The following is a 24,877-nucleotide window of genomic DNA, read 5'->3' as shown; positions in this document are numbered from 1 at the left end:
ATGACGATGAGCCATTTGTTAACGATGAGTGAATTATCGGAAGTAGAAATTTCAGAAATCCTAAAAGACGCAGAAGATTTCGCGAATGGAAAAGAGAGCAAAACGACAGAGCAAACTTTTGTTGCGAACTTGTTCTTTGAGAATAGTACGAGAACGAGATTTAGCTTTGAAGTTGCTGAGAAGAGATTAGGACTTGAAGTTTTAAACTTTTCAGCTGATGCATCTAGCGTACAAAAAGGAGAAACTTTATACGATACGATAAGAACACTAGAATCAATCGGAACAAAAGCGGTAATCGTCCGCCATGAGCAAGATCGCTACTTCGATGAACTGAAAGATCAGGTAAATATCCCAATCTTAAACGCTGGAGATGGATGTGGAAACCACCCAACGCAGTGCCTACTCGATCTTCTTACGATTAAACAAGAGTTTGGAAGATTTGAAGGATTAAAGATTGCGATAGTAGGAGATGTTCGTCATAGCCGAGTAGCACGTTCTAATGCAGAAGCATTAACGAAACTGGGTGCAACAATTTACTTTGCAAGTCCAGAAGAATGGAAAGATGAAGACAGCACATTTGGAACATACAAACCATTAGATGAACTTGTTCCAGAAGTGGATGTAATGATGTTACTTCGTGTACAACATGAGCGTCATGATCATTATGAAACAGACATTATGAAAGAGTATCATGAGAAACACGGATTAACAGTGGAAAGAGAAAAGCGTATGAAAGAAGGAAGCATTATTATGCATCCAGCTCCTGTAAACCGTGATGTTGAAATTGCAAGTGAACTTGTTGAGTGTGAGCGTTCACGCATATTTAAACAAATGGAAAATGGAGTTTACGTAAGAATGGCTGTACTAAAACGCGCCTTACCAAATGTATTAGGAGGAATGAAACATGAATTACTTGTTTAAAAATGGTCGTTATATGAATGAAGAAGGAAAAATCGTAGCAACAGATCTTCTCGTACAAGACGGTAAAATCGCTAAGGTAGCAGAAAATATTACGGCAGATAATGCTGAAGTAATCGAAGTGAACGGAAAGTTAATCGCACCTGGATTAGTAGATGTACACGTACATCTTCGTGAACCGGGTGGTGAACATAAAGAAACAATTGAAACAGGTACACTAGCAGCGGCAAAAGGTGGATTCACTACAATTTGTGCAATGCCAAATACACGCCCAGTACCAGATTGCAGAGAACATATGGAAGACTTGCAAAATCGTATTAAAGAAAAAGCGCATGTCAACGTACTACCATACGGAGCAATTACAGTACGCCAAGCGGGTTCTGAAATGACAGATTTCGAGACGTTAAAAGAACTTGGAGCATTCGCTTTCACTGATGACGGTGTAGGCGTACAAGATGCTAGCATGATGTTAGCTGCTATGAAGCGTGCAGCGAAATTAAATATGGCAGTGGTTGCGCACTGTGAAGAGAATACTCTTATTAATAAAGGTTGTGTACATGAAGGGAAGTTTTCTGAGAAACACGGATTAAACGGTATCCCATCAGTATGTGAATCTGTACATATTGCAAGGGATATACTGCTTGCTGAAGCGGCAGATTGTCACTATCACGTATGTCACGTAAGTACGAAAGGATCTGTACGTGTAATCCGTGATGCGAAACGCGCTGGAATTAAAGTAACAGCAGAAGTAACACCTCATCATCTAGTGTTATGTGAAGATGATATCCCATCAGCTGATCCTAACTTTAAAATGAACCCACCGCTTCGTGGAAAAGAAGATCACGCAGCATTAATTGAAGGTCTACTAGATGGAACAATCGATATGATCGCAACTGATCATGCACCGCATACAGCGGAAGAGAAAGCACAAGGAATTGAAAGAGCACCATTCGGAATTACTGGTTTTGAAACAGCATTCCCACTTTTATACACAAACCTTGTGAAAAAAGGAATTATTACATTAGAACAATTAATTCAATTCTTAACAGAAAAGCCAGCTGATACATTCGGCTTAGAAGCAGGTCGCCTGAAAGAAGGTAGAACAGCTGATATTACAATCATTGATTTAGAACAAGAAGAAGAGATTGACCCAACAACATTCTTATCAAAAGGAAAAAATACACCATTCGCAGGTTGGAAATGCCAAGGATGGCCGGTAATGACAATCGTTGGTGGTAAGATCGCATGGCAAAAGGAGAGTGCATTAGTATGAAAAGACAACTTATCTTAGAAGATGGAACAGTATTAATTGGAAAAGGTTTCGGAGGGGAAATCGAAAAGTCAGGTGAGGTTGTATTTACAACAGGAATGACTGGATATCAAGAAACATTATCTGATCCATCATATTGCGGTCAAATCGTAACATTCACGTACCCATTAATCGGAAACTACGGCATCAACCGTGACGATTTTGAATCGATTCATCCATCTGTAAATGGTTTAATCGTAAACGAAATTTGTGATCACCCATCAAACTTCCGTAATGAAATTTCGTTAAATGATTACTTAAAAGAAAGAAATATCCCAGGCTTAGCAGGAATTGATACGAGAAAATTAACGAGAAAAATTCGTCAATACGGTACATTACGTGGACGTCTATGTAACATGGATGCAGATGTAGAATACATCGTGAGCCAATTAAAAGCGACAGTATTTACAGATCACGTGAAACGCGTATCAACGAAAGATCCATACCCAAGCCCAGGCCGTGGACACCGAGTTGTACTTGTAGACTTCGGAATGAAACATGGTATTTTAAGAGAATTAAATAAACGTGATTGTGATGTAATTGTAGTACCTTACAATACAACAGCAGAAGAGATTTTACGCCTTAGCCCAGATGGAATTATGTTAAGTAACGGACCTGGAGATCCAAAAGATGTACCAGAAGCAATTGAAATGTTAAAAGACATTATCGGTAAAGTTCCTTTATTCGGAATTTGCCTAGGACATCAATTGTTCGCTCTAGCATCTGGTGCGAATACAAGTAAGTTAAAATTCGGTCACCGTGGTTTAAATCATCCAGTAAAACATCTTGCAACTGGAAAAGTAGCAATTACATCTCAAAACCATGGTTACGCAGTAGAAGAAGAATCAGTTAAAAATACAGAACTTGAAATTACACATGTCGCTTTAAATGATGGAACAGTAGAAGGTCTTCGTCATACGAAGTTCCCAGCATTTACAGTACAATATCATCCAGAAGCTTCAGCAGGACCAGAAGATGCAAATGATTTATTCGAAGATTTCTTAGCAATGATTGAAAACTTCAAGAAAGAAGGGGAAGAGTTATGCCAAAACGCCTAGACATTAACACAATTTTAGTAATCGGATCAGGACCAATTGTAATTGGGCAAGCAGCAGAGTTTGACTACTCTGGTACACAAGCTTGTCAATCTCTTAGAGAAGAAGGTTACAAAGTAATCCTTGTTAACTCTAACCCAGCAACAATTATGACAGATACTGCAACAGCAGATAAAGTATACATTGAGCCTTTAACATTAGAATTCGTAAGCCGAATCATTCGTAAAGAACGTCCAGATGCAATCTTACCAACATTAGGTGGTCAAACAGGTCTGAATATGGCTGTTGAACTTGCGAAATCAGGCATACTTGAAGAGTGCGGAGTTGAAATTTTAGGAACAAAATTATCAGCAATTGAGCAAGCGGAGGATCGTGATTTATTCCGTACATTAATGCAGGAATTAAATGAACCAATTCCATCTAGTACCATTATCCATACGCTAGAAGAAGCACATGAATTTGTAAAAGAAATTGGATATCCAGTTATTGTTCGCCCAGCATTTACAATGGGGGGAACAGGTGGCGGAATCTGTAGTAATGAAGAAGAACTAATTGAAATCGTATCAGGTGGATTAAAACATAGTCCAGTAACACAATGTTTATTAGAAAAGAGTATTGCTGGTTGTAAGGAAATTGAATATGAAGTAATGCGTGATTCAAATGATAACGCGATTGTAGTATGTAACATGGAAAATATCGATCCAGTTGGAGTTCACACAGGTGATTCTATCGTTGTAGCACCGAGCCAAACATTAAGTGACCGTGAATATCAAATGTTACGAAACACTTCATTACGAATTATTCGTGCATTAGGAATTGAAGGTGGATGTAACGTTCAGCTTGCACTTGATCCACATAGCTTCCAATACTATGTAATCGAAGTAAACCCACGTGTAAGTCGTTCATCTGCACTAGCATCTAAAGCAACTGGATATCCAATTGCGAAGCTAGCGGCAAAAATTGCAGTCGGTTTAACATTAGATGAAATTATAAATCCAGTAACACAAAAAACATACGCTTGTTTCGAACCAGCATTAGACTATGTTGTTTCAAAAATTCCGCGCTGGCCATTTGATAAGTTTGAATCAGCAAACAGAACGCTTGGAACGCAGATGAAAGCAACTGGTGAAGTTATGTCAATCGGACGTAACCTAGAGCAATCATTATTAAAAGCGATCCGTTCTTTAGAACTTGGCGTTTATCACTTAGAGTTAGCGCATTTAAAAGAGCTTGATAAAGAGACAATGAAAAAACGCATTATAAAAGCTGATGATGAGCGACTGTTTATTATAGCAGAAGCAATTCGTCAAGGTGTAACGAAAGAAGAGATCAACGATTGGTGTGAAATGGACTTCTTCTTCTTACAAAAAGTTGAAAACATCGTAAATATGGAACGCGAAGTAAAAGCAAATGTAGGAAATATGGAAGTACTACAATCTGCGAAAGAAATGGGCTTCAGTGATCACTACGTTGCAGCAGCTTGGAACAAAACAGAGCGTGAAATTTACGATATGCGTAAAGAAAGCAATATAACTCCTATTTATAAAATGGTAGATACTTGTGCGGCAGAGTTTGAATCTGCAACACCATACTATTACAGCACATATGGTGACGAGAATGAATCGGTTAGAACAGATCGTAAGAGTGTTGTCGTACTAGGGTCTGGTCCAATCCGTATCGGTCAAGGTGTTGAGTTTGACTATGCAACAGTTCACTCTGTATGGGCAATTAAAGAGGCTGGATATGAGGCAATCATTGTTAATAACAACCCAGAAACAGTTTCAACAGACTTCAGTATTTCTGACAAACTATACTTTGAACCATTAACAATCGAAGATGTAATGCACATTATCGATTTAGAAAAGCCAGAAGGTGTTATCGTCCAATTCGGTGGACAAACGGCAATTAACTTAGCTGCTAAATTAGAAGCTCACGGTGTGAAAATCTTAGGAACATCACTTGAAGATTTAGACCGTGCAGAAGATCGTGATAAGTTTGAAGCAGCTCTAACACAGCTTGGTATCCCGCAACCAGTTGGTAAAACAGCAACGACTGTAGAGCAAGCGGTAGCAATCGCTGACAAAATTGGGTACCCAGTATTAGTAAGACCATCTTACGTATTAGGTGGACGCGCGATGGAAATCGTATATCGTCAAGAAGAACTGCTGCACTACATGAAAAATGCGGTAAAAGTTCACGCTGATCACCCAGTATTAATCGATCGTTACATGGTTGGTAAAGAAATTGAAGTAGATGCAATTTCAGACGGTGAGAATGTATTCATTCCAGGTATTATGGAACATATTGAACGCGCTGGAGTTCACTCTGGTGACTCAATCGGAGTATATCCACCACAAAGCTTATCTGCAAAACTGAAAGAACAAATTATTGAACATACAATTGCACTTGGAAAAGGTTTAAATATTGTTGGATTACTAAATATCCAGTTTGTAGTATTCGAAGATCAAGTGTATGTAATTGAAGTAAACCCACGTGCGAGCCGTACAGTACCATTCTTAAGTAAAATTACAGGTGTACCGATGGCGAATGTTGCAACGAAAGTTATTTTAGGTCAAAATCTTGTAGAGCAAGGATACGGAACGGGTTATCACCCAGAAGAGAAAGAAGTGTATGTAAAAGCACCGGTATTCTCATTTGCGAAACTACGTTCAGTTGATACAACATTAGGACCTGAAATGAAGTCAACAGGGGAAGTAATGGGGAAAGACTTAACACTTGAAAAAGCATTATACAAAGGGTTAGTTGCTTCTGGAATTAACATTCCAACGCACGGATCAGTAATCATTACTGTAGCGGACAAAGATAAAGAAGAGGCGATGGAAATTGCAAAACGTTTCCATGAAATCGGCTATAACTTATTAGCAACAGCTGGAACAGCACAATCGTTAGCAGAGCAAAATATTCCAGTACAAGTTGTAAACAAAATTGATTCTGAAGACTACAACTTACTAGACATTATCCGTCAAGGAAAAGCGCAGTTTGTAATCAATACATTAACAAAAGGCAAACAACCAGCGCGTGATGGTTTCCGCATTCGCCGTGAATCAGTAGAAAATGGTGTGGCTTGCTTAACATCACTTGATACAACGAGAGCAATCTTACGAGTACTAGAATCTATGACATTCTCAGCTCATTCAATGAAAGAAATTACGCAAACGAAGCGTCACGAGGTGGTACATGCATGATGCAAAAGCAAAATATGATCGTCGTTAATCAAAAAGAAATCGCAAAAAACATTTACGAATTAGTGCTTCAAGGAACGTTAGTACAGCAAATGAACGAACCAGGGCAGTTTGTACACATTAAGGTAGCAGAGGGCATTGCGCCCCTTCTGCGCCGCCCGATTAGTATTTGTAATGTAGATCAAGAGAAGAACGAATTTACAATGCTATATCGTGCAGAAGGACAAGGGACAAAAACATTAGCAACTAGAAAACAAGGTGAAATGGTAGACGTACTAGGACCACTAGGACACGGTTTTCCTGTAGAAGAAGCAGAAGCTGGTCAAACAGCTTTACTAGTCGGCGGGGGGATTGGCGTACCACCACTTTATGAATTATCACAGCGCCTTGTTGCAAAAGGTGTACGCGTAATTCACATCTTAGGTTTTCAAACGAAAGATGTCGTTTTCTATGAAGAGAAATTTGCAGAACTTGGTGATACGTACGTTGCGACAGTAGACGGTACACACGGCACAAAAGGATTTGTCACAGATGTAATTGATAATTACGGAATTGACTTTGATATTCTTTATTCATGTGGTCCGTTAGCGATGCTTCGTGCATTAGAAGGACGTTACAAAGAGAAAAAAGCTTATATTTCTTTAGAAGAACGTATGGGCTGTGGCATTGGAGCTTGTTTCGCATGTGTATGCCACTTACAAGAAGATCCAAGTGGACATTCTTACAAGAAGGTGTGTAGCGACGGACCAGTATTTCCAATCGGGGAGGTTGTACTATGAACAGATTGCAAGTTGAATTACCGGGATTATCATTAAAAAATCCAATTATACCGGCATCTGGATGCTTTGGATTTGGTCGTGAATATGCACAGTTTTACGATTTAAGTGTACTAGGATCAATCATGATCAAAGCGACGACAGAACAACCACGTTATGGAAATCCGACACCTCGTGTTGCTGAAACACCGGGCGGCATGTTAAATGCAATCGGACTTCAAAACCCAGGGTTAGAAAAAGTAATGAATTCTGAATTACCATGGTTAGAACAATTTGATCTTCCAATCATTGCGAACGTTGCAGGCTCACAAGCTGAGGATTACGTAGCGGTTGCAAAGGAAATTTCTAAAGCGCCTAATGTCCACGCACTAGAATTAAATATTTCTTGTCCGAACGTAAAAACAGGTGGTATCGCCTTTGGTACAAATCCTGAAATTGCTGCTGATTTAACGAAGCGAGTAAAAGAGGTTTCTGAAGTACCTGTATACGTGAAGTTGTCACCGAACGTGGCAAACATTGTGGAAATTGCAAAAGCGATTGAAAATGCAGGTGCAGATGGTTTAACGATGATTAATACATTGCTTGGAATGCGTCTAGATTTAAAAACAGCTAAACCAATTTTAGCAAACCGTACAGGCGGATTATCAGGTCCTGCGATTAAGCCAGTAGCGATTCGTATGGTACATGAAGTAAGTCAAGCGGTTAACATTCCTATTATCGGAATGGGTGGTATTGAAACAGCGGAAGATGTAATTGAATTCTTCTACGCTGGTGCAAGCGCAGTTGCAGTAGGTACAGCGAATTTTATTGATCCGTTCGTATGTCCGACAATTATCGAAGAGTTACCAGCACTATTAGATGAATTAGGATTTGATCACATTTCGGAATGTCAAGGAAGGAGCTGGAAGCAAACATGTCACAGTCGTTAATCGTTGCACTAGATTTTCCAGGGAAACAAGATGTAGAGCAATTCTTGCGCCACTTTGAAGGGGAAGAGTTATTTGTCAAAGTTGGTATGGAGTTATTTTATAAAGAAGGCCCTGCAATTATTACGTACTTAAAAGAAAAAGGACATAAGATCTTTCTAGATTTAAAACTTCATGATATTCCGAATACAGTAAAAAGCGCTATGCGTAGCCTAGCTAGTCTAGATGTTGATATGGTAAATGTTCATGCTGCTGGGGGAAGCAGTATGATGAAAGCTGCGATTGAGGGATTAGAGGAAGGTAAGCAAGAAGGAAAAGAGAGACCGATTTGTATTGCAGTTACACAACTAACAAGCACTTCGGAAGCTATGATGAAAAAAGAGATCGGCATTGAGAAAACGTTAGAAGAAGCGGTTGCTCATTATGCAAAACTAACGAAAGAAAGTGGACTTGATGGCGTTGTTTGTTCAACACTTGAAGTTCCAAAATTACGTGAAGTATGCGGAAATGAATTTGTAACAGTAACACCGGGGATTCGTCTTGCAAGCGATGATGTAAATGACCAGGTGCGCGTAGCAACACCGAAACGTGCGAGGGAACTTGGCTCAAGCTACATCGTAGTTGGACGTAGTATTACAAAAGCAGAAAATCCGCTTGAAGCGTATAAAACAGTAAAACAACAGTGGGAAGGTGTAACAGTATGAAAAAAGAAATCGCATCGCATTTATTAGAAATTGGAGCAGTATTTTTACAACCGAATGATCCATTCACTTGGTCTTCAGGTATGAAATCACCAATTTATTGTGATAACCGTTTAACTTTATCTTATCCAAAAGTACGTCAAGCAATTGCAGCTGGATTAGAAGAGTTAATTAAAGAGCACTTCCCAACTGTAGAAGTTATTGCAGGAACAGCAACTGCTGGTATTGCGCACGCTGCATGGGTAAGCGATCGTATGGATTTACCAATGTGCTACGTACGTAGTAAAGCAAAAGGTCACGGTAAAGGGAACCAAATCGAAGGAAAAGCTGAAAAAGGTCAAAAAGTAGTAGTAGTAGAGGACCTAATTTCAACTGGCGGTAGTGCAATTACATGTGTAGAAGCACTTCGCGAAGCTGGCTGTGAAGTATTAGGAATCGTATCAATCTTCACATACGAGCTAGAAGCAGGAAAAGAAAAACTAGAATCAGCTAACGTAGCATCATATTCTTTAAGCGACTACAGTGCATTAACTGAAGTAGCAGCAGAAAAAGGTATGATCGGACAAGCTGAAACGAAAAAATTACAAGAGTGGCGTAAAAATCCAGCAAACGAAGCTTGGATCACAGCGTAACACGAAAAAAAAACGACCGCGGGGGAACGCGGTCGTTTTTTTATATTATTGTTACAATTTCATATGAAGTTCCATCAATATCAAAAAGAATCATATGACAATCTCCTCGTTAATAACTATTTAGCATTTTCCGCAACCTCATATCCTCTCACAAACAATAGCGTCATATAAGAAACAATAAATGAGAAGATGCTGTACATGCCAACCCAAAAGAAAAATTTTGGAGTAAAGGCGATAACACCTATTATTAAAAAACTAGCAAACGTTACAATCGGCATGACGTAATACGTTCTCGTCTTGCGTGTTCCAATAACAGAAACGATAAAGATAAGTAATGGACAAATTAATAAGACGAAAATCAATTCATTCATAGTTATGTCCCCTTTTCGAATGGAAGTAATCTGTTTCTCGTAAACGTTTTGAAATAAATACTCTCCTAATATAACTTCGCTAACATATACATAATCCCTTTTGAAAGCCAATAATTCATGATGAATTTTACAATGAAAAAACATAAGCAAGAGAACACTTGCTTATGTTATAGGATAAACATCGCAACGATGGTGGTTACAATTAAGCCAATCATAACTGGTAAAAAGTTTCGACGTGCAAGTTCAAACGGATCCACTTTACAAATGGCAGCGGCAGGAATAAGCGCCCAAGGAATTAAAGTCCCGCCTCCGGTCCAGATTGCAGCAATTTGTCCAAGTGCTGTTAATGTAGCTGTTCCATGCCCAAGTGCTGTTCCGAAAAGATTGGCAATCGAACCAGCAAGTGATATACCAGAAAAGCCAGATCCATCTAAGCCTGTTATGACACCAACGATAGTTAATGTTCCCGCTGATACATATTGGTTTAAAGGGACAGTTTGAGATAAGGCGATCCCTAAGTCGTTAATGATTCCATGTGAACCTTTCGGTAAATAGTCCCCGATAATTTTCACAAACCCGCTATCTCCTAAATAAAAGAGTGCGGCAATTGGGATAACTGGACCAAAGATTTTAAATCCAAATTGTAGCCCTTCTATAAAATAATCGGTCGTTTTATTTAGTCCATTACCTTTGTAGGCGATAAGGGAGATGATGATAATCATAATAACAGTCGTCCCGCCGATAAGTGCAGTTGCGTCGCTGCCTTGTAGTTTAAATTGAATCATGCAAAGGATATCGATGGCATATATGATTGGAATGCAAATAGCGAGCCATTTTTTTGTCCGAGAAGATAATGAAGTGAGCGTTTTAGAAGACTCGGTTGATGGAATAGATTCTTGCATCGATAAGCCTGTATGAAATTCTTTTCGTAAGAAGAAAAATGCGACGGAAGTTGTCACAATGCCCATAACGATAACGAGCGGAACACTGGCAGAAACAACGCTGGAAACAGGAAGACCAGCAGCATCTGCTGTTAATTTCGGTGCACCTTGAATAACGAAGTCTCCAGATAAAGCGATGCCGTGCCCGAATAAGTTCATAGCAATGGCAGCTCCAATTGGGGGGAGACCGACGCGTACAGCGACAGGCAATAAAATAGCTCCCATTAAGGCGACAGCCGGAGAAGGCCAAAAGAAGAAAGAAATAGTCATCATTAAAAGGCCGATAATCCAGTAGGCGAGGGTAGGGGTACGAATTATCTTTGTAAATGGTGAAATCATCGTATCATTTATGCCAGTATGAACGAGTAGATTGCTCATGGATACGATAATGGAGATGATTAATATAGTTGGTAATAGTTCAGTAATAGCATAAATGAAACTTTGAAAAATACCGCTAATGGCAAGAGGGATAGAACTTGTAGCAGTTAATGCTAATAAAAAGATAAAAACGATACAAATAATCGTCGTATCTTTCCGGAGAATAAAAAAGGTAATAATAGTGAGTAAACAAAGAATATAGAGAGCATGTAACAGCGTTAATTCAACTCCCATAACATTCACATCCTTTAGGCGTTCGTGTAGTTCATTGTATGAAAGCAGTGAAAGTATGTGAGTATAGGAAAAAGAAAAAGTGAAATTTCATGTACTGTAATAGTAAATGGATGTTACAATACAATTAATCCTAAAAATGGAATTTAAGGAGGGCTTATGCACAAAAAAATTGGATTTTGGGGATTCGTTATATCTTGTAGTCTATTAATCATTTTAAACCTGTTTACAAACAATGAATGGATCAGTATCATACCTGTTTTCGGGTTTGTGTTTATATTTTTATATAACTGGGATGATATGAAACAATATAGTAAGAAAAGTATTGGAGTTATGATAGGTATCATTGTTGTTAGTTCGTTTGTCGTAGGGTTTATTTTAATAGAAGGGCAGAAGCAAATGGAGAAAATGTCTATTTTTCAAGAATGGATGTCGTCTGTAAAAGGTCTTTATATTGTCATTGTAGTAGTTATTTTTCTAAAAATTGTTATAAGCATAGCAAGTTACATATTAAAGAAGAAGTAGAATGGGGGATTATGAATGAGAGAGAGAATAGGGTATTATGGCGTGCTCGTTTGTTTACTATTATCAGTTGTTTCAGGGCAATTTCTTAAAAGTGAATGGGTGCCAGTTATATTATGTATAGGAGTATTGATTTTTGCACCTATGTATCGCTGGAAAGAATGGAAGGCATATAGCCGAAAAAAGAAAATTGTTTTCAGCATCGAGTTTATCATTGTAATAAGCACGATTCCATTTTTGTTATTGAAAGGAAATGAGATAATAGATGGAATTGTAATGTTTCAAGGGTGGTTATTTATTGCGAAATTGATATATTTAATATGCATTTTAACGTTGGTAGCGGTAGTCGCCAAAAAAGTAAATGAAAAGCTATTCACTAATGAATAAAAGAAAATGCCACCTTATTCGGTGGCATTTTCTCATTTTACTGAAGGAGCTTTTTGCATCTTTTTAATTAAACGAATTTGTCCGCGATGATTGATTTCATCTTCAAAAACGTGAAACCATTTAAAGTAGTTGTTTGCTGGTTTGTCATACCAAAAGTCTGTCGTTTTAAATAGCCATTCATTAGGTAACGATTGAAAAGTCTCGATCGTTTTAGAACGTATTTCTTGTAATGTGTTTATGTAAAATTCTATAGAGTTTCCTTTTATTTTCTCGCGGCCAAGAGCTCCTAACTCAATAGCAGGTAACCACCGTTCTAACTCGGCCTCCGTAGGTTCACGGTCTTCAAAAGTATGAATCTGGTAGTAAAATTCAATAGCGGCCATATGGTACAATAACATGCCGACTGAATTTGCTTCTTCATCATACAAATAATCAAGTTTTTCAATTGTTAAACCTTCCACCGCTTGCATTGTTGTGTAGCGAGCATAATTCATCATGGAAACAAGTTTTGAAAATTCAGGCTGTAAACCATCTATTTTATCAATTACAAAATTCAATTTAAATTCCCCCTCTTTAAACGATGACTCCAGAGAAAGAATTCTATGTGCAACGAAAAACTCCTTTAAAAAGGCTATGATTTTAACAAGGGATAACAATTAGTTCCCGATTTGATTTTGTAATAACTTCATATCCGTCTTTTGTAATGACAATATCATCTTCAATCCTACAACCGCCCCAGTTTGGTATATAAATGCCTGGTTCCACTGTAACAACCATACCTTCTTCTAAAGTAGCTTTACTTTCTTGGGATAAGCGGAGAGGCTCATGAATTTCTAACCCAAGACCATGACCAGTAGAGTGTCCAAAATATTGACCGTATCCATGTTCTGTAATGTAATCTCTCGTTATATCATCGATATTTTTCGCAGTTTCCCCAGGTTTAATTGCTTCCGTCCCACGTTTTAACGCTTCTCGTACAATATTGTATATCTTTTTGAATTCTTCTGACGGTTCCCCAATTGCTACAGTACGTGTTATATCGGAACAATATCCATTATAAAGTGCACCGAAATCTAATGTAACGACGTCGCCTCGTTCGATTATTTTATTTGATGCAACTCCATGAGGAAGTGAAGAACGGACGCCAGAAGCTACAATGATTTGGAAGGAAGAGGATGTAGCCCCTTTTTTTCGCATGAAAAATTCTAATTCATCTCGTACATCATTTTCACTAATTCCTGGTTTTAGAAACGTAAGGATGTGGTGAAATGCTTCGTCAGCAATATTAGCTGCGATTTTCATTGTTTCTATTTCAGGCGTGTCTTTAATGATACGAATATTTTCGATGATTTCGCACACTTGAACCATTTCCGCATGTACGTATTTTTGTAAGTTTTTATATTGTTGCAATGTCATGTTGTTTTCTTCAATTCCGAGTTTTTGAATGTTTAATTTCGATACTTGATTTGCAATTTCTTTTTCTAAATTTCCTGTATGCATAATAATTTCAGCATCTTTTATTTGTGATTTCGCTTGATCTACATAGCGAAAATCAGTGATAAAAACAGCTTTATCCGCAGAGATTAAGACGACGCCAGCACTACCTGTAAAGCCTGTTGCATATTGGCGATTTTCTTTTTTTGTAATCAGTAATCCGTCAATTTCATAGTTTTGTAGTTGATTTTGGATTTTATTAATTTTTAAAATCATGTTCATTCCCCCTATTCACAGTATTGAATAAAGCAAATAGTGTGCCAAAATGTATATTTGAAGAAAGGATAGTAGGGAAAACATATATTTTAGGGGAGATAAGAAAATAGCCCACCATTTGCGGGAGACGGTTTATTCATAAAATCCAGATTGCTTCAATAAATAGCAGGGGGATAAAAAAATATTGATTGGAGTTACCCTCGTACTTTATTTACATGCTGTAAAAAAATTTATACAAACGTGAAATGACACTGTCAATTTTTTTGACAATATTGAATGGATATAGCAACTAAATTGAAAAAAAATAAAAAATGCGTTGCTTATAAACAACGCATTTTTTATATTTACGCTTTTAATTTCATTACAGTATCAGCATCCGGTGTTACATATACGGTTTGCTGATTATCGTACGTAACAAACCCAAGCTTTGCACCACTCGGTTTTTTGACATGGCGTACTTTGGTGAAATCTACAGGAACAGAACTAGAATCTTTTGCTTTACTAAAATAGGCAGCGATTTTAGCAGCTTCTAACAAAGTTTCTTCGGTAGGTTCAAGAGAACGAATGACAACATGAGACCCAGGTATATCTTTCGTATGTAACCAAATTTCATCACGACGGGCAAACTTAGTTGTTAAATAATCATTTTGTTTATTGTTTTTACCAACGAAAATCTCTGTACCATCACTTGCAAAATATTTATCTAATACTGGTTTGGTAGGTTTTTTCTTTGCGTTTTTCGTTTTACGATTGCGCATATAACCTTCTTCAGCTAATTCCTCACGAATTTCTTCAATATCTTTTGAAGAAGCAGCTTCCATTTGTTGAAGTAAGCTATCAAAATAAAGAATTTCTTCATTTGTTTTTTCGATTTGTTCTTCTACAACAACAACTGAATTTTTCGCTTTTTGGTACTTTTGAAAATAGCGTTGCGCATTGTCAGATGGTGTTTTTAAAGGATCTAATGTAATTTTTACAGTTCCGCCATTTTCGTCGTAATAGTTAACGACTTCAATATCTTTATCACCTTTTTTCAAAGCGTACATATTGGCTGTAAGTAGTTCTCCAAATAGCTGATATTTATCTGCTTTTCCGGCATCTTGTAATGTTTTTTCTAGTTTAATGAGCTTCTTCTCATTTTTATTTTTTTCGTTTTGCATAAAGCGCTCTAAATCATAAGCTTGTTGTTTTACACGGTCGCGCTCTGCTTTTCCGAAAAAGAAACGGTCTAGCAATTCACTAACAGATGAGAATGTCTTGTTTTCTCCTTGCAAGTGTGCAAGAGGGAAAAGATAAAAGAATTCTTTCCCATTTGAAGTAGTCATTGTTGGTGAATATGTATGGGTTAGTAAAGGTTTTTGTATGGAGAAAAATGCGTCCGCTAATGCTTTTTCATTTACCATACCTGCTTTTTTCACTACTTCTTTTGCAAATAACGGCGATATTCCCGTAAAGGTGCCGACAAGCTGTTTATCCATGTTTCCAGATAGAAAGTCTAGCGGTCTAATAAATTCATCATTTGTTTCGATCTGAAGTGGGTTAATTTTATGTTGTGCTGGTGGTGCAACATATTCCGCTCCAGCATATACAGTTCGATGTCGGTTTACTGCTAAAGAAACGTGTTTTAAGCTATCTAAAATATTGTTTGTTTTTGTGTCTACTAAAATGATGTTACTATGTCGTCCCATTATTTCAATTACTAATGTTTTTTGCGATTCGTCACCAATTTCATTTCTACTGCGAACTGTAATTTGAATAATGCGCTCTAAATCAATTTGTTCAATTTTTTCAATGAATCCACCTTCCAAATGCTTACGAAGAAGCATACAAAACATTGGCGGAAGTGCAGGTGAATCGTAATTTTGATTTGTTAAGTGTAAACGTGCATATGTCGGATGAGCGGAAAGAATCAGTTTTTGATTTTTTCCGTTTGCTCGAATATGTAATAAAATCTCGTATTTTGAAGGTTGGTATATCTTAGAAATTCTTCCTGTGTAAAGAGAATTTGCAATTTCATGTGTAATTGCTCTTGTAAATAATCCATCGAATGCCATAAATGAACACTCCTTTCTAACTAAAAGTTAATTATAGCATTTTTTTGGACGAGGCTGAATAAGCTTTCAATAGAGTATGTCTGGAATCAGGAGGTCGATAGCAGGATGAACTGGTATGGAATGCGCGCACATGAAGTAGAAGAAAGAACGAATACGAATGTGAAGGTTGGACTGACAGAGAAAGAAGCAGAAGGGCGAATAAAGAAATTTGGTACAAATGAATTGGATGAAGCAAAAAGGCCTTCTGCACTAATGGTCTTTTTAGCGCAATTTAAAGATTTCATGGTACTTGTTTTATTTGGTGCAACAATCGTTTCGGCTTTTTTAGGGGAATACATTGATTCTATTGCGATTGTGGCAATTGTTATTATCAATGGTATTCTCGGCTTTTTCCAAGAAAGAAAGGCTGAAAAGTCATTGGAAGCTTTAAAAGAGCTAGCCGCCCCGCAAGTTACTGTACTGCGGAATGGAAAGTGGGTAAAGGCACCGTCTAAAGCACTCGTTTTAGGGGATGTTATTAAATTTTCTAGTGGTGATCGTATTGGAGCGGATGTACGTCTTGTTGAGGCATCGAGTTTATATATCGAAGAATCAGCTTTGACAGGAGAGTCAGTACCGGTGCAGAAGAAGGTAGAAGCTCTGCAAGGGCAAGATGTTTCAATTGGTGATCAAAAAAATATGGCTTTTATGGGTACGATGATTACACGAGGAGCTGGAACAGGGGTCGTTGTAGCGACGGGTATGAATACAGCGATGGGTCAAATTGCAAATATGTTACAAAATGCAGAGCAAATGGAAACACCACTGCAAAGAAGATTAGAGCAACTCGGAAAAATATTAATTATTGTGGCTCTTATTTTGACAGCACTTGTCGTATTAGCCGGTGTGTATCAAGGGAATGAAGTGTATCATATGTTTTTAGCAGGCGTGTCGCTAGCTGTTGCTGCTATTCCTGAAGGGTTACCAGCAATTGTTACAGTAGCTTTATCGCTTGGTGTACAGCGTATGATTAAAAAGAGGGCAATTGTAAGGAAGTTACCAGCGGTAGAAACGTTAGGATGCGCTTCTGTTATATGCTCTGATAAAACAGGAACAATGACGCAAAACAAAATGATGGTGACACATATGTGGTCAGGTGGAGAGTTATGGAAAGTGACGGGGCAAGGATATGAACCTAATGGTTCTTTTTTGAAAGGTGAAAAAGAATTCGATCCAGCTAAAACAAAAGCACTGTATCAACTACTTACATTTGGCTTACTATGTAATAACGCAAATATTATTCAAAAGAAAAAGGCGTATGTATTAGATGGAGATCCAACTGAGGGAGCACTTGTAGCTGCAGCAATGAAAGCGGGGATAACGCGTGAGGCACTGAAAGGGAAATTTGAAATTATTCGTGAATTTCCATTCGATTCAACTCGAAAAATGATGAGTGTTATTGTGCGAGATAGAGAGGGGAAAAAATTTCTTGTTACGAAGGGAGCACCAGATGTCCTCCTGCAAATGAGTCAAACGATTTTATGGAGGGATAAGCAACAACCGTTAAGTGAGTTGTATAGAAAAGAAGTACAGGCGGCTATTCATAGTTTAGGTAGTCAAGCGCTTCGAACAATTGCAGTTGCATTTAAGCCATTAAAAGTAACAGATTCTATTGAACATGAACGAGACGTTGAAAAAGATTTTATGTTGGTCGGGATACAGGGAATGATTGATCCGCCAAGACCAGAGGTAGAACAGGCTGTAAAAGAGTGCAGAGAAGCTGGTATTCGAACAGTGATGATTACAGGAGATCATAAAGTGACAGCAATGGCAATTGCGGAACAATTAGGGGTTTTACCACCTGGTGGACGTGTTGTTGAAGGAGTAGAACTCGCGAATATGGATGTAGAGGAACTAGAAAGTGTTGTAGAAGATACGTATGTATTTGCTCGAGTATCACCTGAACATAAATTGAAAATTGTTAAGGCGTTGCAAAATAAAGGGCATATAGTAGCGATGACAGGTGATGGAGTAAACGATGCTCCGGCTATAAAAACAGCGGATATTGGGATAGCGATGGGAATTACAGGAACAGACGTTGCGAAAGAAGCTTCTTCTCTTGTTTTGCTAGATGATAATTTTGCTACGATTAAATCAGCAATTAAAGAAGGTAGAAATATATACGAGAATATACGTAAGTTTATTCGTTATTTATTAGCATCAAACGTAGGAGAGATTTTAGTCATGTTATTTGCCATGTTACTTGCATTACCGCTGCCAATGGTTCCCATTCAAATTTTATGGGTGAACTTAGTTACTGACGGTTTACCGGCGATGGCATTAGGATTGGATAAGGCGGAAGGAGACGTGATGAAGAGAACGCCGCGTCATCCGAAAGAAGGGGTATTTGCTAGAGGGCTTGCCTGGAAAATTATAAGTCGTGGCTTTCTAATTGGGGCAGTGACGTTAGTGGCGTTTATTATTGCATATAATCAACATCCAAATGAACTAAAATATGCACAAACTGTGGCGTTTGCGACGTTGGTGCTTGCGCAACTTATTCATGTATTTGATTGCCGAAGTGAACATTCTATTTTCCACCGTAATCCGTTTGGGAACGTGTATTTAGTAGGAGCGGTTATCATTTCTTTACTGTTAATGTTGGTGGTTATATATTACCCACCACTACAACCGATCTTTAGTACAATGCCAATACAAGCGAGAGATTGGTTGTTAATTGGAGGTTTGTCATCAATTCCGACCTTCTTACTAGTAGGTTCTTTATTAACAGGGAAAAAGGGGAAGAAGGAAAAGCCAGTATTATATAAGAAGGGATTAAACTTGAAATAGTCAATGATATGAAAATGTGATATAATTTACAGAAGGTAGTAGAGCCTTGTCTCTATTACCTTTTTCATTGAGTTATTTCATGGCTTGGATGTGATAAAAATGATTTGTAGTATGACAGGATTTGGAAGATCGAAAGTAGAAAATGATACTTTTCAAATTACAGTAGAAATGAAATCGGTGAACCACCGTTTTTTAGAGATGAGTATTCGACTTCCGAAGCAAATGATGGTATTTGAAGACAAAATTCGTAAAATAATTGCAGAGCAAGTTCGGCGTGGACGCATTGAAGTGTCTATTAGTATAACGGGTGAAGGGCTTGTTGAAAGAAAATTAAGTGTGAATTGGTCGCTTCTTGAGCAGTACCAATCGATTATGGAAGATATAAAAGGAAAATTTCAATTACAAGATTCTATTACACTTCAGCAATTAATGGCAATGCCAGAAGTAACAGCGATTGAAGAAGTAGAAAATGTAAATGAACAATTTGAGAACAGTTTATATGAGGCTGTTCGCCAAGCTGCTCATATGTTAAAAACGATGAGAGATGGCGAAGGAGAACGATTACATAAAGATATAGCGTATCGTTTACAAGAGATTCACAATTGTGTAAATGCAATTATTCCGCATGCACCGATTGTTACGCAAAAATATCGTGAACGATTAGAAAATCGCTTAAAAGAATTACATAATCAAGAACTAGATGAACAAAGATTGTTAACAGAAGTCGCAATCTTTGCAGAGCGTTGTGATATTCACGAAGAGTTAGTTCGTTTGCAAAGTCATTTAGAGCAATTTCGTGAAACACTGCAGATTGGAGAGCCTGTTGGAAGGAAAATGGATTTCATCGTGCAAGAGATGCATAGAGAAATTAATACGATTGGTTCTAAGGCAAATGACTTAACAATTTCGAAATATGTTGTAGAAATGAAAAATAACCTTGAAAAAATTCGTGAACAAGTACAAAATATTGAGTAGCTTTCAAAAAATATATAAAGTTATACGTGGTGGAGAAATCGGATAGACTTACTAGGAGGCGCAAACTATGGCCATGCGGTTTTTAAATATTGGATACGGAAATATTGTATCTGCTCATCGAATTATTGCTATTGTAAGTCCGGAGTCAGCTCCTATTAAACGAACAGTACAGGAAGCACGCGAACATAATGCTTTACTTGATGCTACGTATGGGAGAAAAACAAGGGCGGTTATTGTTATGGATGATGGGCATGTGGTATTAAGTCCAATTCAGCCAGAGACGATTGCACATTGTTTGAATAATAAAGAAGATTTAAGTGAGGAAGGGTAGGTTTTACATATTTATGAGAAGTAGAAGAGGATTGCTCATCGTTCTTTCAGGACCTTCTGGGGTTGGTAAAGGAACGGTTCGAAAAGAGCTGTTTAGTCATGAGGATACACGTTTTCAGTACTCAATTTCAGTAACGACACGTAAGCCACGTGAAGGTGAAGTAGATGGTGTGGATTATTTCTTTAAAGAAAGAGAAGAATTTGAGGAAATGATTCGTAACGAAAAATTACTTGAGTGGGCTGAATTCGTAGGTAATTATTACGGAACACCGATTGACTATGTTGAAAAAACATTACAAGAAGGAAAAGATGTATTCTTAGAAATTGAAGTGCAAGGAGCAATTCAAGTTAAGAAAGCATTCCCAGAAGGTGTATTTATTTTCTTAGCACCTCCAAGTTTATCTGAACTAAAGAACCGTATTGTCGGTCGTGGTACAGAAACTGAAGATGTTATTGAAAATCGTTTAACGGTAGCGAAAGAAGAAATCGAAATGATGGACGCTTACGACTATGTTGTAGAAAACGATCAAGTTGAACTAGCTTGTGAAAGAATTAAAGCAATTGTGGTTGGTGAACATTGCCGCCGCGAAAGAGTAGCAAAATATTATAAAGAAATGACGGAGGGTCTATAATTATGTTAAATCCATCAATTGATTCATTATTAACAAAAATCGATTCTAAATATACACTTGTAACAGTAGCTGCAAAACGTGCGCGTGAAATGCAACTTGCTGATAACTGTGTTATCGAGCAACCTGTTTCTCATAAATGTGTAGGTAAATCACTTGAAGAAATCGATGCAGAAGTATTAAAATATGTACCAAGCGAAGGCAAAATCATCGATTAAGACATTCTTTTCGACAAATTAAAACATAGACTTTATAATTTTCTATGTAACGGTAACAACCTATTTACAAGTAGGTTGTTATTTTTTTACGATAGGGAAGAAATATTGGTACTGACGAGCTGGGAATTCTGTTTCAGTATTATAAGTTTGAAAAAGAAAGAGGACGAGCCATATGCTAAAAGGGAAAAAGATACTTCTATGTGTAACAGGAGGCATTGCGGTCTTTAAAGCGGCTGCGTTAACTAGTAAATTGACACAAGCTGGTGCTATTGTAAAAGTAATGATGAGTGAGTCGGCAATGAAGTTTGTTACGCCTCTTACATTTCAAGCACTTTCTCGCCATGACGTATATACAGATACATTCGATGAGAAAGACTCAGCTGTTATTGCACATATCGATTTAGCAGATTGGGCAGATGTAGTACTTGTTACACCTGCTACTGCCAATTGTATTGGGAAGTTAGCTGGCGGTATTGCAGACGATATGATTACAACTACTTTGTTAGCTACTACAGCCCCAGTGTGGATTGCACCTGCTATGAATGTGCATATGTATGAAAACAAAATTGTTCAAAAAAACATGATGACATTAAAAACGTTAGGATATACATTTATTGAGCCTGGAGAAGGTTTTTTAGCGTGTGGTTATGTAGCGAGGGGGAGACTAGAAGAACCGGAGGCAATTATTGCACGGTTAGAAGAGGCTTTTTCAGAACAAAAACCATTGCAAGGAAAAAAAATATTAATAACTGCTGGCCCAACTCGTGAAAAGATTGATCCAGTGCGTTTTATGACCAATTTTTCTTCTGGGAAAATGGGATATGCAATTGCGGAAGTGGCAGCGGACTTAGGTGCTGATGTCATACTTGTTTCGGGACCGACAGCATTAAACCCGCCATTACATGTAAATACGGTACAAGTGGAATCTGCACAAGATATGTTAGAAATAGTTCTGCAACAGTATCAAAACGTAGATGTTGTCATTAAAACAGCAGCAGTTGCAGATTATCGCCCGAAATATGTTCATGATAATAAAATGAAAAAGAAAAATGGTGATGCTGTAATCGAACTCGAGAGAACAGTAGATATTTTAAAAACGTTAGGTGAGATGAAGGACAAACAGTTACTGATCGGTTTTGCGGCTGAAACGACAAATGTAGAAGAATACGCAACAAAAAAATTACGTGAGAAAAATGCGAATATGATTGTTGCGAACGATGTAAAGGCGCAAGGAGCTGGATTTGGTACAGATACGAACATTGTAACAATGTATAGAAAAGATGGAGAAGTTATAGAGTTGCCACTTTTAACGAAGAAAGAGGTTGCTCGTGAAATATTAAAGCAAATTGAAATGATGTTAGAAGATGATCGTCTATGAAATTTGCAAGTGTAATTGTTGATGTACCTGCACGTCAGACAGATCGACCATTTGATTATATTATCCCTAAAAAGTGGGAAGATATTGTCCAGACAGGCATGCGTGTAGTAGTTCCATTTGGTCCAAGGAAATTGCAAGGCTTTATTATTGGGATCAAAGATTCGGCTGAAGTAGAAAGTAAGAAATTAAAGACAATCCATGAAATATTAGATGTAACACCAGTTTTAAACGAGGAATTATTAAAGCTTGGATATTGGCTTACAAGCGAAACGTTATGTTATATGATTTCAGCCTTTCAAGTCATGCTTCCAACGGCGATAAAAGCGACGTATAAAAAGCGTCTACAACTTCGTAAACAAGAAGAAGTAGCACCTGAACTACTGTTTTTATTTCAGGACAAAGAAGCGATAGATTGGGAAGTTATTGAGAGGCAGCCACATCTATACGGCACGATTCAACAAGAAATTAAAAATGGCACGATTGAAGTTGTTTATCAAGTAAAAGATAAAGTGCAAAAGAAGAAACAAAGAGTCGTCCAACCGGAGTTGCCAGAAGATAAATTGGAATTAGCAGCATTTGAACTGAAAAGTAAAAAACAACAAGATGTACTCTATTATTTTGTGGAAAATTATAAAAGTGTACCGTTGAAAGTGATAACAGAAGAGCTGCAAATAACAGATGCTCCGATTAAAGCACTTGTTAAAAAAGGGATAATCTCAGAAAAGTATGTGGAAGTATATCGGAATCCGTATGACGATGATGATTTTGAACAAACGAAACCATTCCCACTTACGGAGGAACAAAAGCAAGTTATTACACCGATTTTATCATCAATTACAAATGAAACTTACAATCCATTTTTACTATATGGTGTTACAGGAAGCGGAAAAACAGAAGTATATTTACAATCTATAGCAGCGGTGCTTGCGAAAGGGAAAGAAGCTATTGTGCTTGTTCCTGAAATTGCACTAACGCCTCAAATGGTAGATCGTTTTAAAGGTAGATTTGGCTCGCAAGTTGCGGTTCTTCATAGTGCGCTGTCTGTTGGAGAAAAATATGATGAATGGCGTAAGATTTTAAGAAAAGAAGTGAAAGTTGTAGTTGGTGCACGTTCAGCCGTATTTGCACCTTTTGAAAATTTAGGGATTATTATTATTGATGAGGAGCACGAATCGAGCTATAAGCAAGAAGATAATCCGAGGTATCATGCAAGGGATGTAGCTGTGTGGAGGGGACAATATCATAAATGTCCTATTGTTCTTGGTAGTGCAACACCGACACTTGAATCGTTTGCAAGGGCGAAAAAAGGTGTGTATGAATTACTAACGATGGAAAAACGTATGAACGAACAAGCTTTACCAACAGTAGAGATTGTTGATATGCGTGAGGAACTTCGTGACGGGAATCGTTCCATGTTTTCGAAGGCACTGCATGAAAAAATAGCAAATCGATTAGAAAAGAAAGAACAGATGGTGCTCTTTTTAAATAGAAGAGGTCATTCTACATTTGTTATGTGCCGTGATTGCGGGTATGTTGTACAATGTCCGCATTGTGATATCTCGCTGACATATCATAAAATGAACCATCGTTTAAAATGTCATTATTGCAGTCACGAAGAGAATATGCCGACTGAGTGTCCTGCTTGTCAAAGTACATATATTCGTTTCTTTGGTACAGGTACACAAAAGGTAGAAGAAGAAATTACAAAACTATTTCCAGAGGCACGAGTCATTCGAATGGATGTAGATACGACAAGTCGCAAAGGAATGCATGAAAAATTATTAAAGGCGTTCGGGGAAGAAAAAGCAGATATACTACTTGGAACACAAATGATTGCGAAAGGATTAGATTTTCCTAAAGTAACGCTTGTCGGGGTTTTAACTGCAGATACGATGCTTCACTTACCTGATTTTCGAGCGAGTGAAAAGACGTATCAGTTATTGACCCAAGTAAGTGGACGGGCAGGCAGACATGAATTGCCAGGGGAAGTTATAATTCAAACGTATACGCCAGAACATTACAGTATAGAATTAGCAAAGAACCAACATTATGATGTGTTTTTTGACCAAGAAATGCAAATGAGACGAACAAGACAATATCCACCTTATTACTATGTTGTACTTGTAACAGTATCTCATCCAGAATTATTAAAGGCAGTGCAAGTGACGGAAAAAATTGTCGGTCATTTACGAGCGCACTGCACGCAGCAAACGATGGTGTTAGGACCGGTTGCTTCAGCAATTCCAAGGATAAAAGATAGATATCGTTATCAATGCATGATAAAATACAAACGGGAACCAAACTTAAAGAACGTGCTCAAAATGGTAAATGAACATTATCAAGCAGAAATGCAAAAAGAGCTACAAATCTCAATTGATTTTAATCCAACAATGTTAATGTAGCG

22 protein-coding genes are annotated in these 24,877 nt (G+C 37.7%); 17 read left to right on the top strand and 5 right to left on the bottom strand.

Translation table 11 applies throughout. The features are described 5' to 3' along the window. Window positions 1-6 precede the first annotated feature (6 nt). From pyrB to pyrE, 8 genes are read left to right on the top strand one after another with little or no spacing between them, the layout of a single operon-like run. Window positions 7-921, top strand: a complete 915-nt coding sequence (gene pyrB / locus PDL00_RS09955; protein ID WP_000018864.1) for an aspartate carbamoyltransferase — start codon at window positions 7-9, stop codon at window positions 919-921. Next, window positions 905-2,191 (top strand): dihydroorotase, encoded by a 1,287-nt coding sequence (pyrC, locus tag PDL00_RS09950; RefSeq protein ID WP_061678235.1) that lies wholly within the window; start codon window positions 905-907, stop codon window positions 2,189-2,191. The genes pyrB and pyrC overlap by 17 nt, the downstream gene beginning before the upstream one ends. Then, window positions 2,188-3,285 carry a carbamoyl phosphate synthase small subunit gene (locus PDL00_RS09945; RefSeq protein WP_000828668.1) on the top strand — a complete coding sequence of 366 codons (1,098 nt, stop codon included), beginning with the start codon at window positions 2,188-2,190 and terminating at the stop codon, window positions 3,283-3,285. Before pyrC ends, PDL00_RS09945 begins: the two co-directional genes overlap by 4 nt. After that, entirely contained in the window at window positions 3,270-6,488 is a 3,219-nt protein-coding gene (gene carB, locus PDL00_RS09940; RefSeq protein ID WP_270728881.1) for a carbamoyl-phosphate synthase large subunit, read from the top strand. The genes PDL00_RS09945 and carB overlap by 16 nt, the downstream gene beginning before the upstream one ends. Beyond that, window positions 6,485-7,264 carry a dihydroorotate oxidase B electron transfer subunit gene (gene pyrK / locus PDL00_RS09935; RefSeq protein WP_000983359.1) on the top strand — a complete coding sequence of 260 codons (780 nt, stop codon included), beginning with the start codon at window positions 6,485-6,487 and terminating at the stop codon, window positions 7,262-7,264. Before carB ends, pyrK begins: the two co-directional genes overlap by 4 nt. Then, a complete protein-coding gene (pyrD, locus tag PDL00_RS09930) occupies window positions 7,261-8,190 on the top strand; it encodes a dihydroorotate oxidase B catalytic subunit (protein ID WP_001081057.1) in 930 nt (309 codons plus the stop codon). Before pyrK ends, pyrD begins: the two co-directional genes overlap by 4 nt. After that, window positions 8,175-8,891 (top strand): orotidine-5'-phosphate decarboxylase, encoded by a 717-nt coding sequence (pyrF, locus tag PDL00_RS09925; protein WP_000083496.1) that lies wholly within the window; start codon window positions 8,175-8,177, stop codon window positions 8,889-8,891. Before pyrD ends, pyrF begins: the two co-directional genes overlap by 16 nt. Next, complete coding sequence (gene pyrE, locus PDL00_RS09920; RefSeq protein WP_063260442.1) at window positions 8,888-9,520, top strand: orotate phosphoribosyltransferase; 633 nt, start codon at window positions 8,888-8,890, stop codon at window positions 9,518-9,520. Before pyrF ends, pyrE begins: the two co-directional genes overlap by 4 nt. Window positions 9,521-9,636: 116 nt before the next feature. On the opposite strand, the gene PDL00_RS09915 is transcribed toward pyrE, so the two are convergent. Continuing rightward, entirely contained in the window at window positions 9,637-9,891 is a 255-nt protein-coding gene (locus tag PDL00_RS09915) for a YbeF family protein (RefSeq protein WP_270728878.1), read from the bottom strand. 167 nt (window positions 9,892-10,058) lie between these two features. Then, window positions 10,059-11,444 carry a hypothetical protein gene (locus PDL00_RS09910; RefSeq protein ID WP_270728875.1) on the bottom strand — a complete coding sequence of 462 codons (1,386 nt, stop codon included), beginning with the start codon at window positions 11,442-11,444 and terminating at the stop codon, window positions 10,059-10,061. 156 nt (window positions 11,445-11,600) lie between these two features. Between PDL00_RS09910 and PDL00_RS09905 the strand changes: the two genes are divergently transcribed. After that, window positions 11,601-11,966: a YoqO family protein gene (locus PDL00_RS09905; protein WP_270728873.1), complete on the top strand. Its 366-nt coding sequence runs from the start codon at window positions 11,601-11,603 to the stop codon at window positions 11,964-11,966. Between the two features lie 15 nt (window positions 11,967-11,981). Then, entirely contained in the window at window positions 11,982-12,350 is a 369-nt protein-coding gene (locus tag PDL00_RS09900; RefSeq protein WP_242253031.1) for a YoqO family protein, read from the top strand. Window positions 12,351-12,382: 32 nt separating this feature from the next. Here PDL00_RS09900 and PDL00_RS09895 read toward each other — a convergent pair whose 3' ends face one another. The 3 genes from PDL00_RS09895 to PDL00_RS09885 all read right to left on the bottom strand — a co-directional run bounded on the left by PDL00_RS09895 (window position 12,383) and on the right by PDL00_RS09885 (window position 16,114). Then, a complete protein-coding gene (locus tag PDL00_RS09895) occupies window positions 12,383-12,907 on the bottom strand; it encodes a DinB family protein (protein ID WP_270728871.1) in 525 nt (174 codons plus the stop codon). Window positions 12,908-12,989: 82 nt separating this feature from the next. Continuing rightward, on the bottom strand, window positions 12,990-14,060 hold the full coding sequence (locus tag PDL00_RS09890) for a M24 family metallopeptidase (RefSeq protein WP_242253035.1): 1,071 nt from the start codon (window positions 14,058-14,060) through the stop codon (window positions 12,990-12,992). Between the two features lie 344 nt (window positions 14,061-14,404). Further along, on the bottom strand, window positions 14,405-16,114 hold the full coding sequence (locus PDL00_RS09885; RefSeq protein ID WP_242253046.1) for an Rqc2 family fibronectin-binding protein: 1,710 nt from the start codon (window positions 16,112-16,114) through the stop codon (window positions 14,405-14,407). Window positions 16,115-16,219: 105 nt separating this feature from the next. Here PDL00_RS09885 and PDL00_RS09880 point away from each other — a divergent pair, with 105 nt between their 5' ends. From PDL00_RS09880 to priA, 7 genes are all read left to right on the top strand, one after another. Continuing rightward, entirely contained in the window at window positions 16,220-18,943 is a 2,724-nt protein-coding gene (locus tag PDL00_RS09880) for a calcium-translocating P-type ATPase, SERCA-type (RefSeq protein WP_270728868.1), read from the top strand. A gap of 99 nt (window positions 18,944-19,042) precedes the next feature. Then, a complete protein-coding gene (locus tag PDL00_RS09875) occupies window positions 19,043-19,918 on the top strand; it encodes a YicC/YloC family endoribonuclease (protein ID WP_242253063.1) in 876 nt (291 codons plus the stop codon). Window positions 19,919-19,985: 67 nt separating this feature from the next. Next, window positions 19,986-20,249: an extracellular matrix/biofilm regulator RemA gene (gene remA / locus PDL00_RS09870; RefSeq protein ID WP_270728865.1), complete on the top strand. Its 264-nt coding sequence runs from the start codon at window positions 19,986-19,988 to the stop codon at window positions 20,247-20,249. A gap of 13 nt (window positions 20,250-20,262) precedes the next feature. Further along, on the top strand, window positions 20,263-20,880 hold the full coding sequence (gmk, locus tag PDL00_RS09865) for a guanylate kinase (RefSeq protein ID WP_001257740.1): 618 nt from the start codon (window positions 20,263-20,265) through the stop codon (window positions 20,878-20,880). A 2-nt stretch (window positions 20,881-20,882) separates the two neighbouring features. Next, window positions 20,883-21,095, top strand: a complete 213-nt coding sequence (gene rpoZ / locus PDL00_RS09860; RefSeq protein WP_000933965.1) for a DNA-directed RNA polymerase subunit omega — start codon at window positions 20,883-20,885, stop codon at window positions 21,093-21,095. A gap of 172 nt (window positions 21,096-21,267) precedes the next feature. Beyond that, window positions 21,268-22,473 (top strand): bifunctional phosphopantothenoylcysteine decarboxylase/phosphopantothenate--cysteine ligase CoaBC, encoded by a 1,206-nt coding sequence (gene coaBC, locus PDL00_RS09855; RefSeq protein WP_270728862.1) that lies wholly within the window; start codon window positions 21,268-21,270, stop codon window positions 22,471-22,473. Further along, window positions 22,470-24,875, top strand: coding sequence for a primosomal protein N' (priA, locus tag PDL00_RS09850; RefSeq protein ID WP_242253076.1), 2,406 nt, complete (start codon window positions 22,470-22,472; stop codon window positions 24,873-24,875). The genes coaBC and priA overlap by 4 nt, the downstream gene beginning before the upstream one ends. Window positions 24,876-24,877: the final 2 nt, after the last annotated feature.

The organism is Bacillus cereus group sp. TH152-1LC (genome assembly GCF_027710505.1).
Taxonomy (GTDB): Bacteria; Bacillota; Bacilli; order Bacillales; family Bacillaceae_G; genus Bacillus_A; species Bacillus_A mobilis.
The sequence above is the reverse complement of the archived record's forward strand: the minus strand, read 5'-3'. Positions and strand labels throughout refer to the sequence as shown.

Bases quoted from the DNA above. Each gene is read 5' to 3' on its own strand.
- pyrB (WP_000018864.1), top strand. From the start codon at position 7: ATGAGCCATTTGTTAACGATGAGTGAATTATCGGAAGTAGAAATTTCA.
- pyrC (WP_061678235.1), top strand. From the start codon at position 905: ATGAATTACTTGTTTAAAAATGGTCGTTATATGAATGAAGAAGGAAAA.
- PDL00_RS09945 (WP_000828668.1), top strand. From the start codon at position 2,188: ATGAAAAGACAACTTATCTTAGAAGATGGAACAGTATTAATTGGAAAA.
- carB (WP_270728881.1), top strand. From the start codon at position 3,270: ATGCCAAAACGCCTAGACATTAACACAATTTTAGTAATCGGATCAGGA.
- pyrK (WP_000983359.1), top strand. From the start codon at position 6,485: ATGATGCAAAAGCAAAATATGATCGTCGTTAATCAAAAAGAAATCGCA.
- pyrD (WP_001081057.1), top strand. From the start codon at position 7,261: ATGAACAGATTGCAAGTTGAATTACCGGGATTATCATTAAAAAATCCA.
- pyrF (WP_000083496.1), top strand. From the start codon at position 8,175: ATGTCACAGTCGTTAATCGTTGCACTAGATTTTCCAGGGAAACAAGAT.
- pyrE (WP_063260442.1), top strand. From the start codon at position 8,888: ATGAAAAAAGAAATCGCATCGCATTTATTAGAAATTGGAGCAGTATTT.
- PDL00_RS09915 (WP_270728878.1), bottom strand. From the start codon at position 9,891: ATGAATGAATTGATTTTCGTCTTATTAATTTGTCCATTACTTATCTTT.
- PDL00_RS09910 (WP_270728875.1), bottom strand. From the start codon at position 11,444: ATGGGAGTTGAATTAACGCTGTTACATGCTCTCTATATTCTTTGTTTA.
- PDL00_RS09905 (WP_270728873.1), top strand. From the start codon at position 11,601: ATGCACAAAAAAATTGGATTTTGGGGATTCGTTATATCTTGTAGTCTA.
- PDL00_RS09900 (WP_242253031.1), top strand. From the start codon at position 11,982: ATGAGAGAGAGAATAGGGTATTATGGCGTGCTCGTTTGTTTACTATTA.
- PDL00_RS09890 (WP_242253035.1), bottom strand. From the start codon at position 14,060: ATGATTTTAAAAATTAATAAAATCCAAAATCAACTACAAAACTATGAA.
- PDL00_RS09885 (WP_242253046.1), bottom strand. From the start codon at position 16,114: ATGGCATTCGATGGATTATTTACAAGAGCAATTACACATGAAATTGCA.
- PDL00_RS09880 (WP_270728868.1), top strand. From the start codon at position 16,220: ATGAACTGGTATGGAATGCGCGCACATGAAGTAGAAGAAAGAACGAAT.
- PDL00_RS09875 (WP_242253063.1), top strand. From the start codon at position 19,043: ATGATTTGTAGTATGACAGGATTTGGAAGATCGAAAGTAGAAAATGAT.
- remA (WP_270728865.1), top strand. From the start codon at position 19,986: ATGGCCATGCGGTTTTTAAATATTGGATACGGAAATATTGTATCTGCT.
- gmk (WP_001257740.1), top strand. From the start codon at position 20,263: ATGAGAAGTAGAAGAGGATTGCTCATCGTTCTTTCAGGACCTTCTGGG.
- rpoZ (WP_000933965.1), top strand. From the start codon at position 20,883: ATGTTAAATCCATCAATTGATTCATTATTAACAAAAATCGATTCTAAA.
- coaBC (WP_270728862.1), top strand. From the start codon at position 21,268: ATGCTAAAAGGGAAAAAGATACTTCTATGTGTAACAGGAGGCATTGCG.
- priA (WP_242253076.1), top strand. From the start codon at position 22,470: ATGAAATTTGCAAGTGTAATTGTTGATGTACCTGCACGTCAGACAGAT.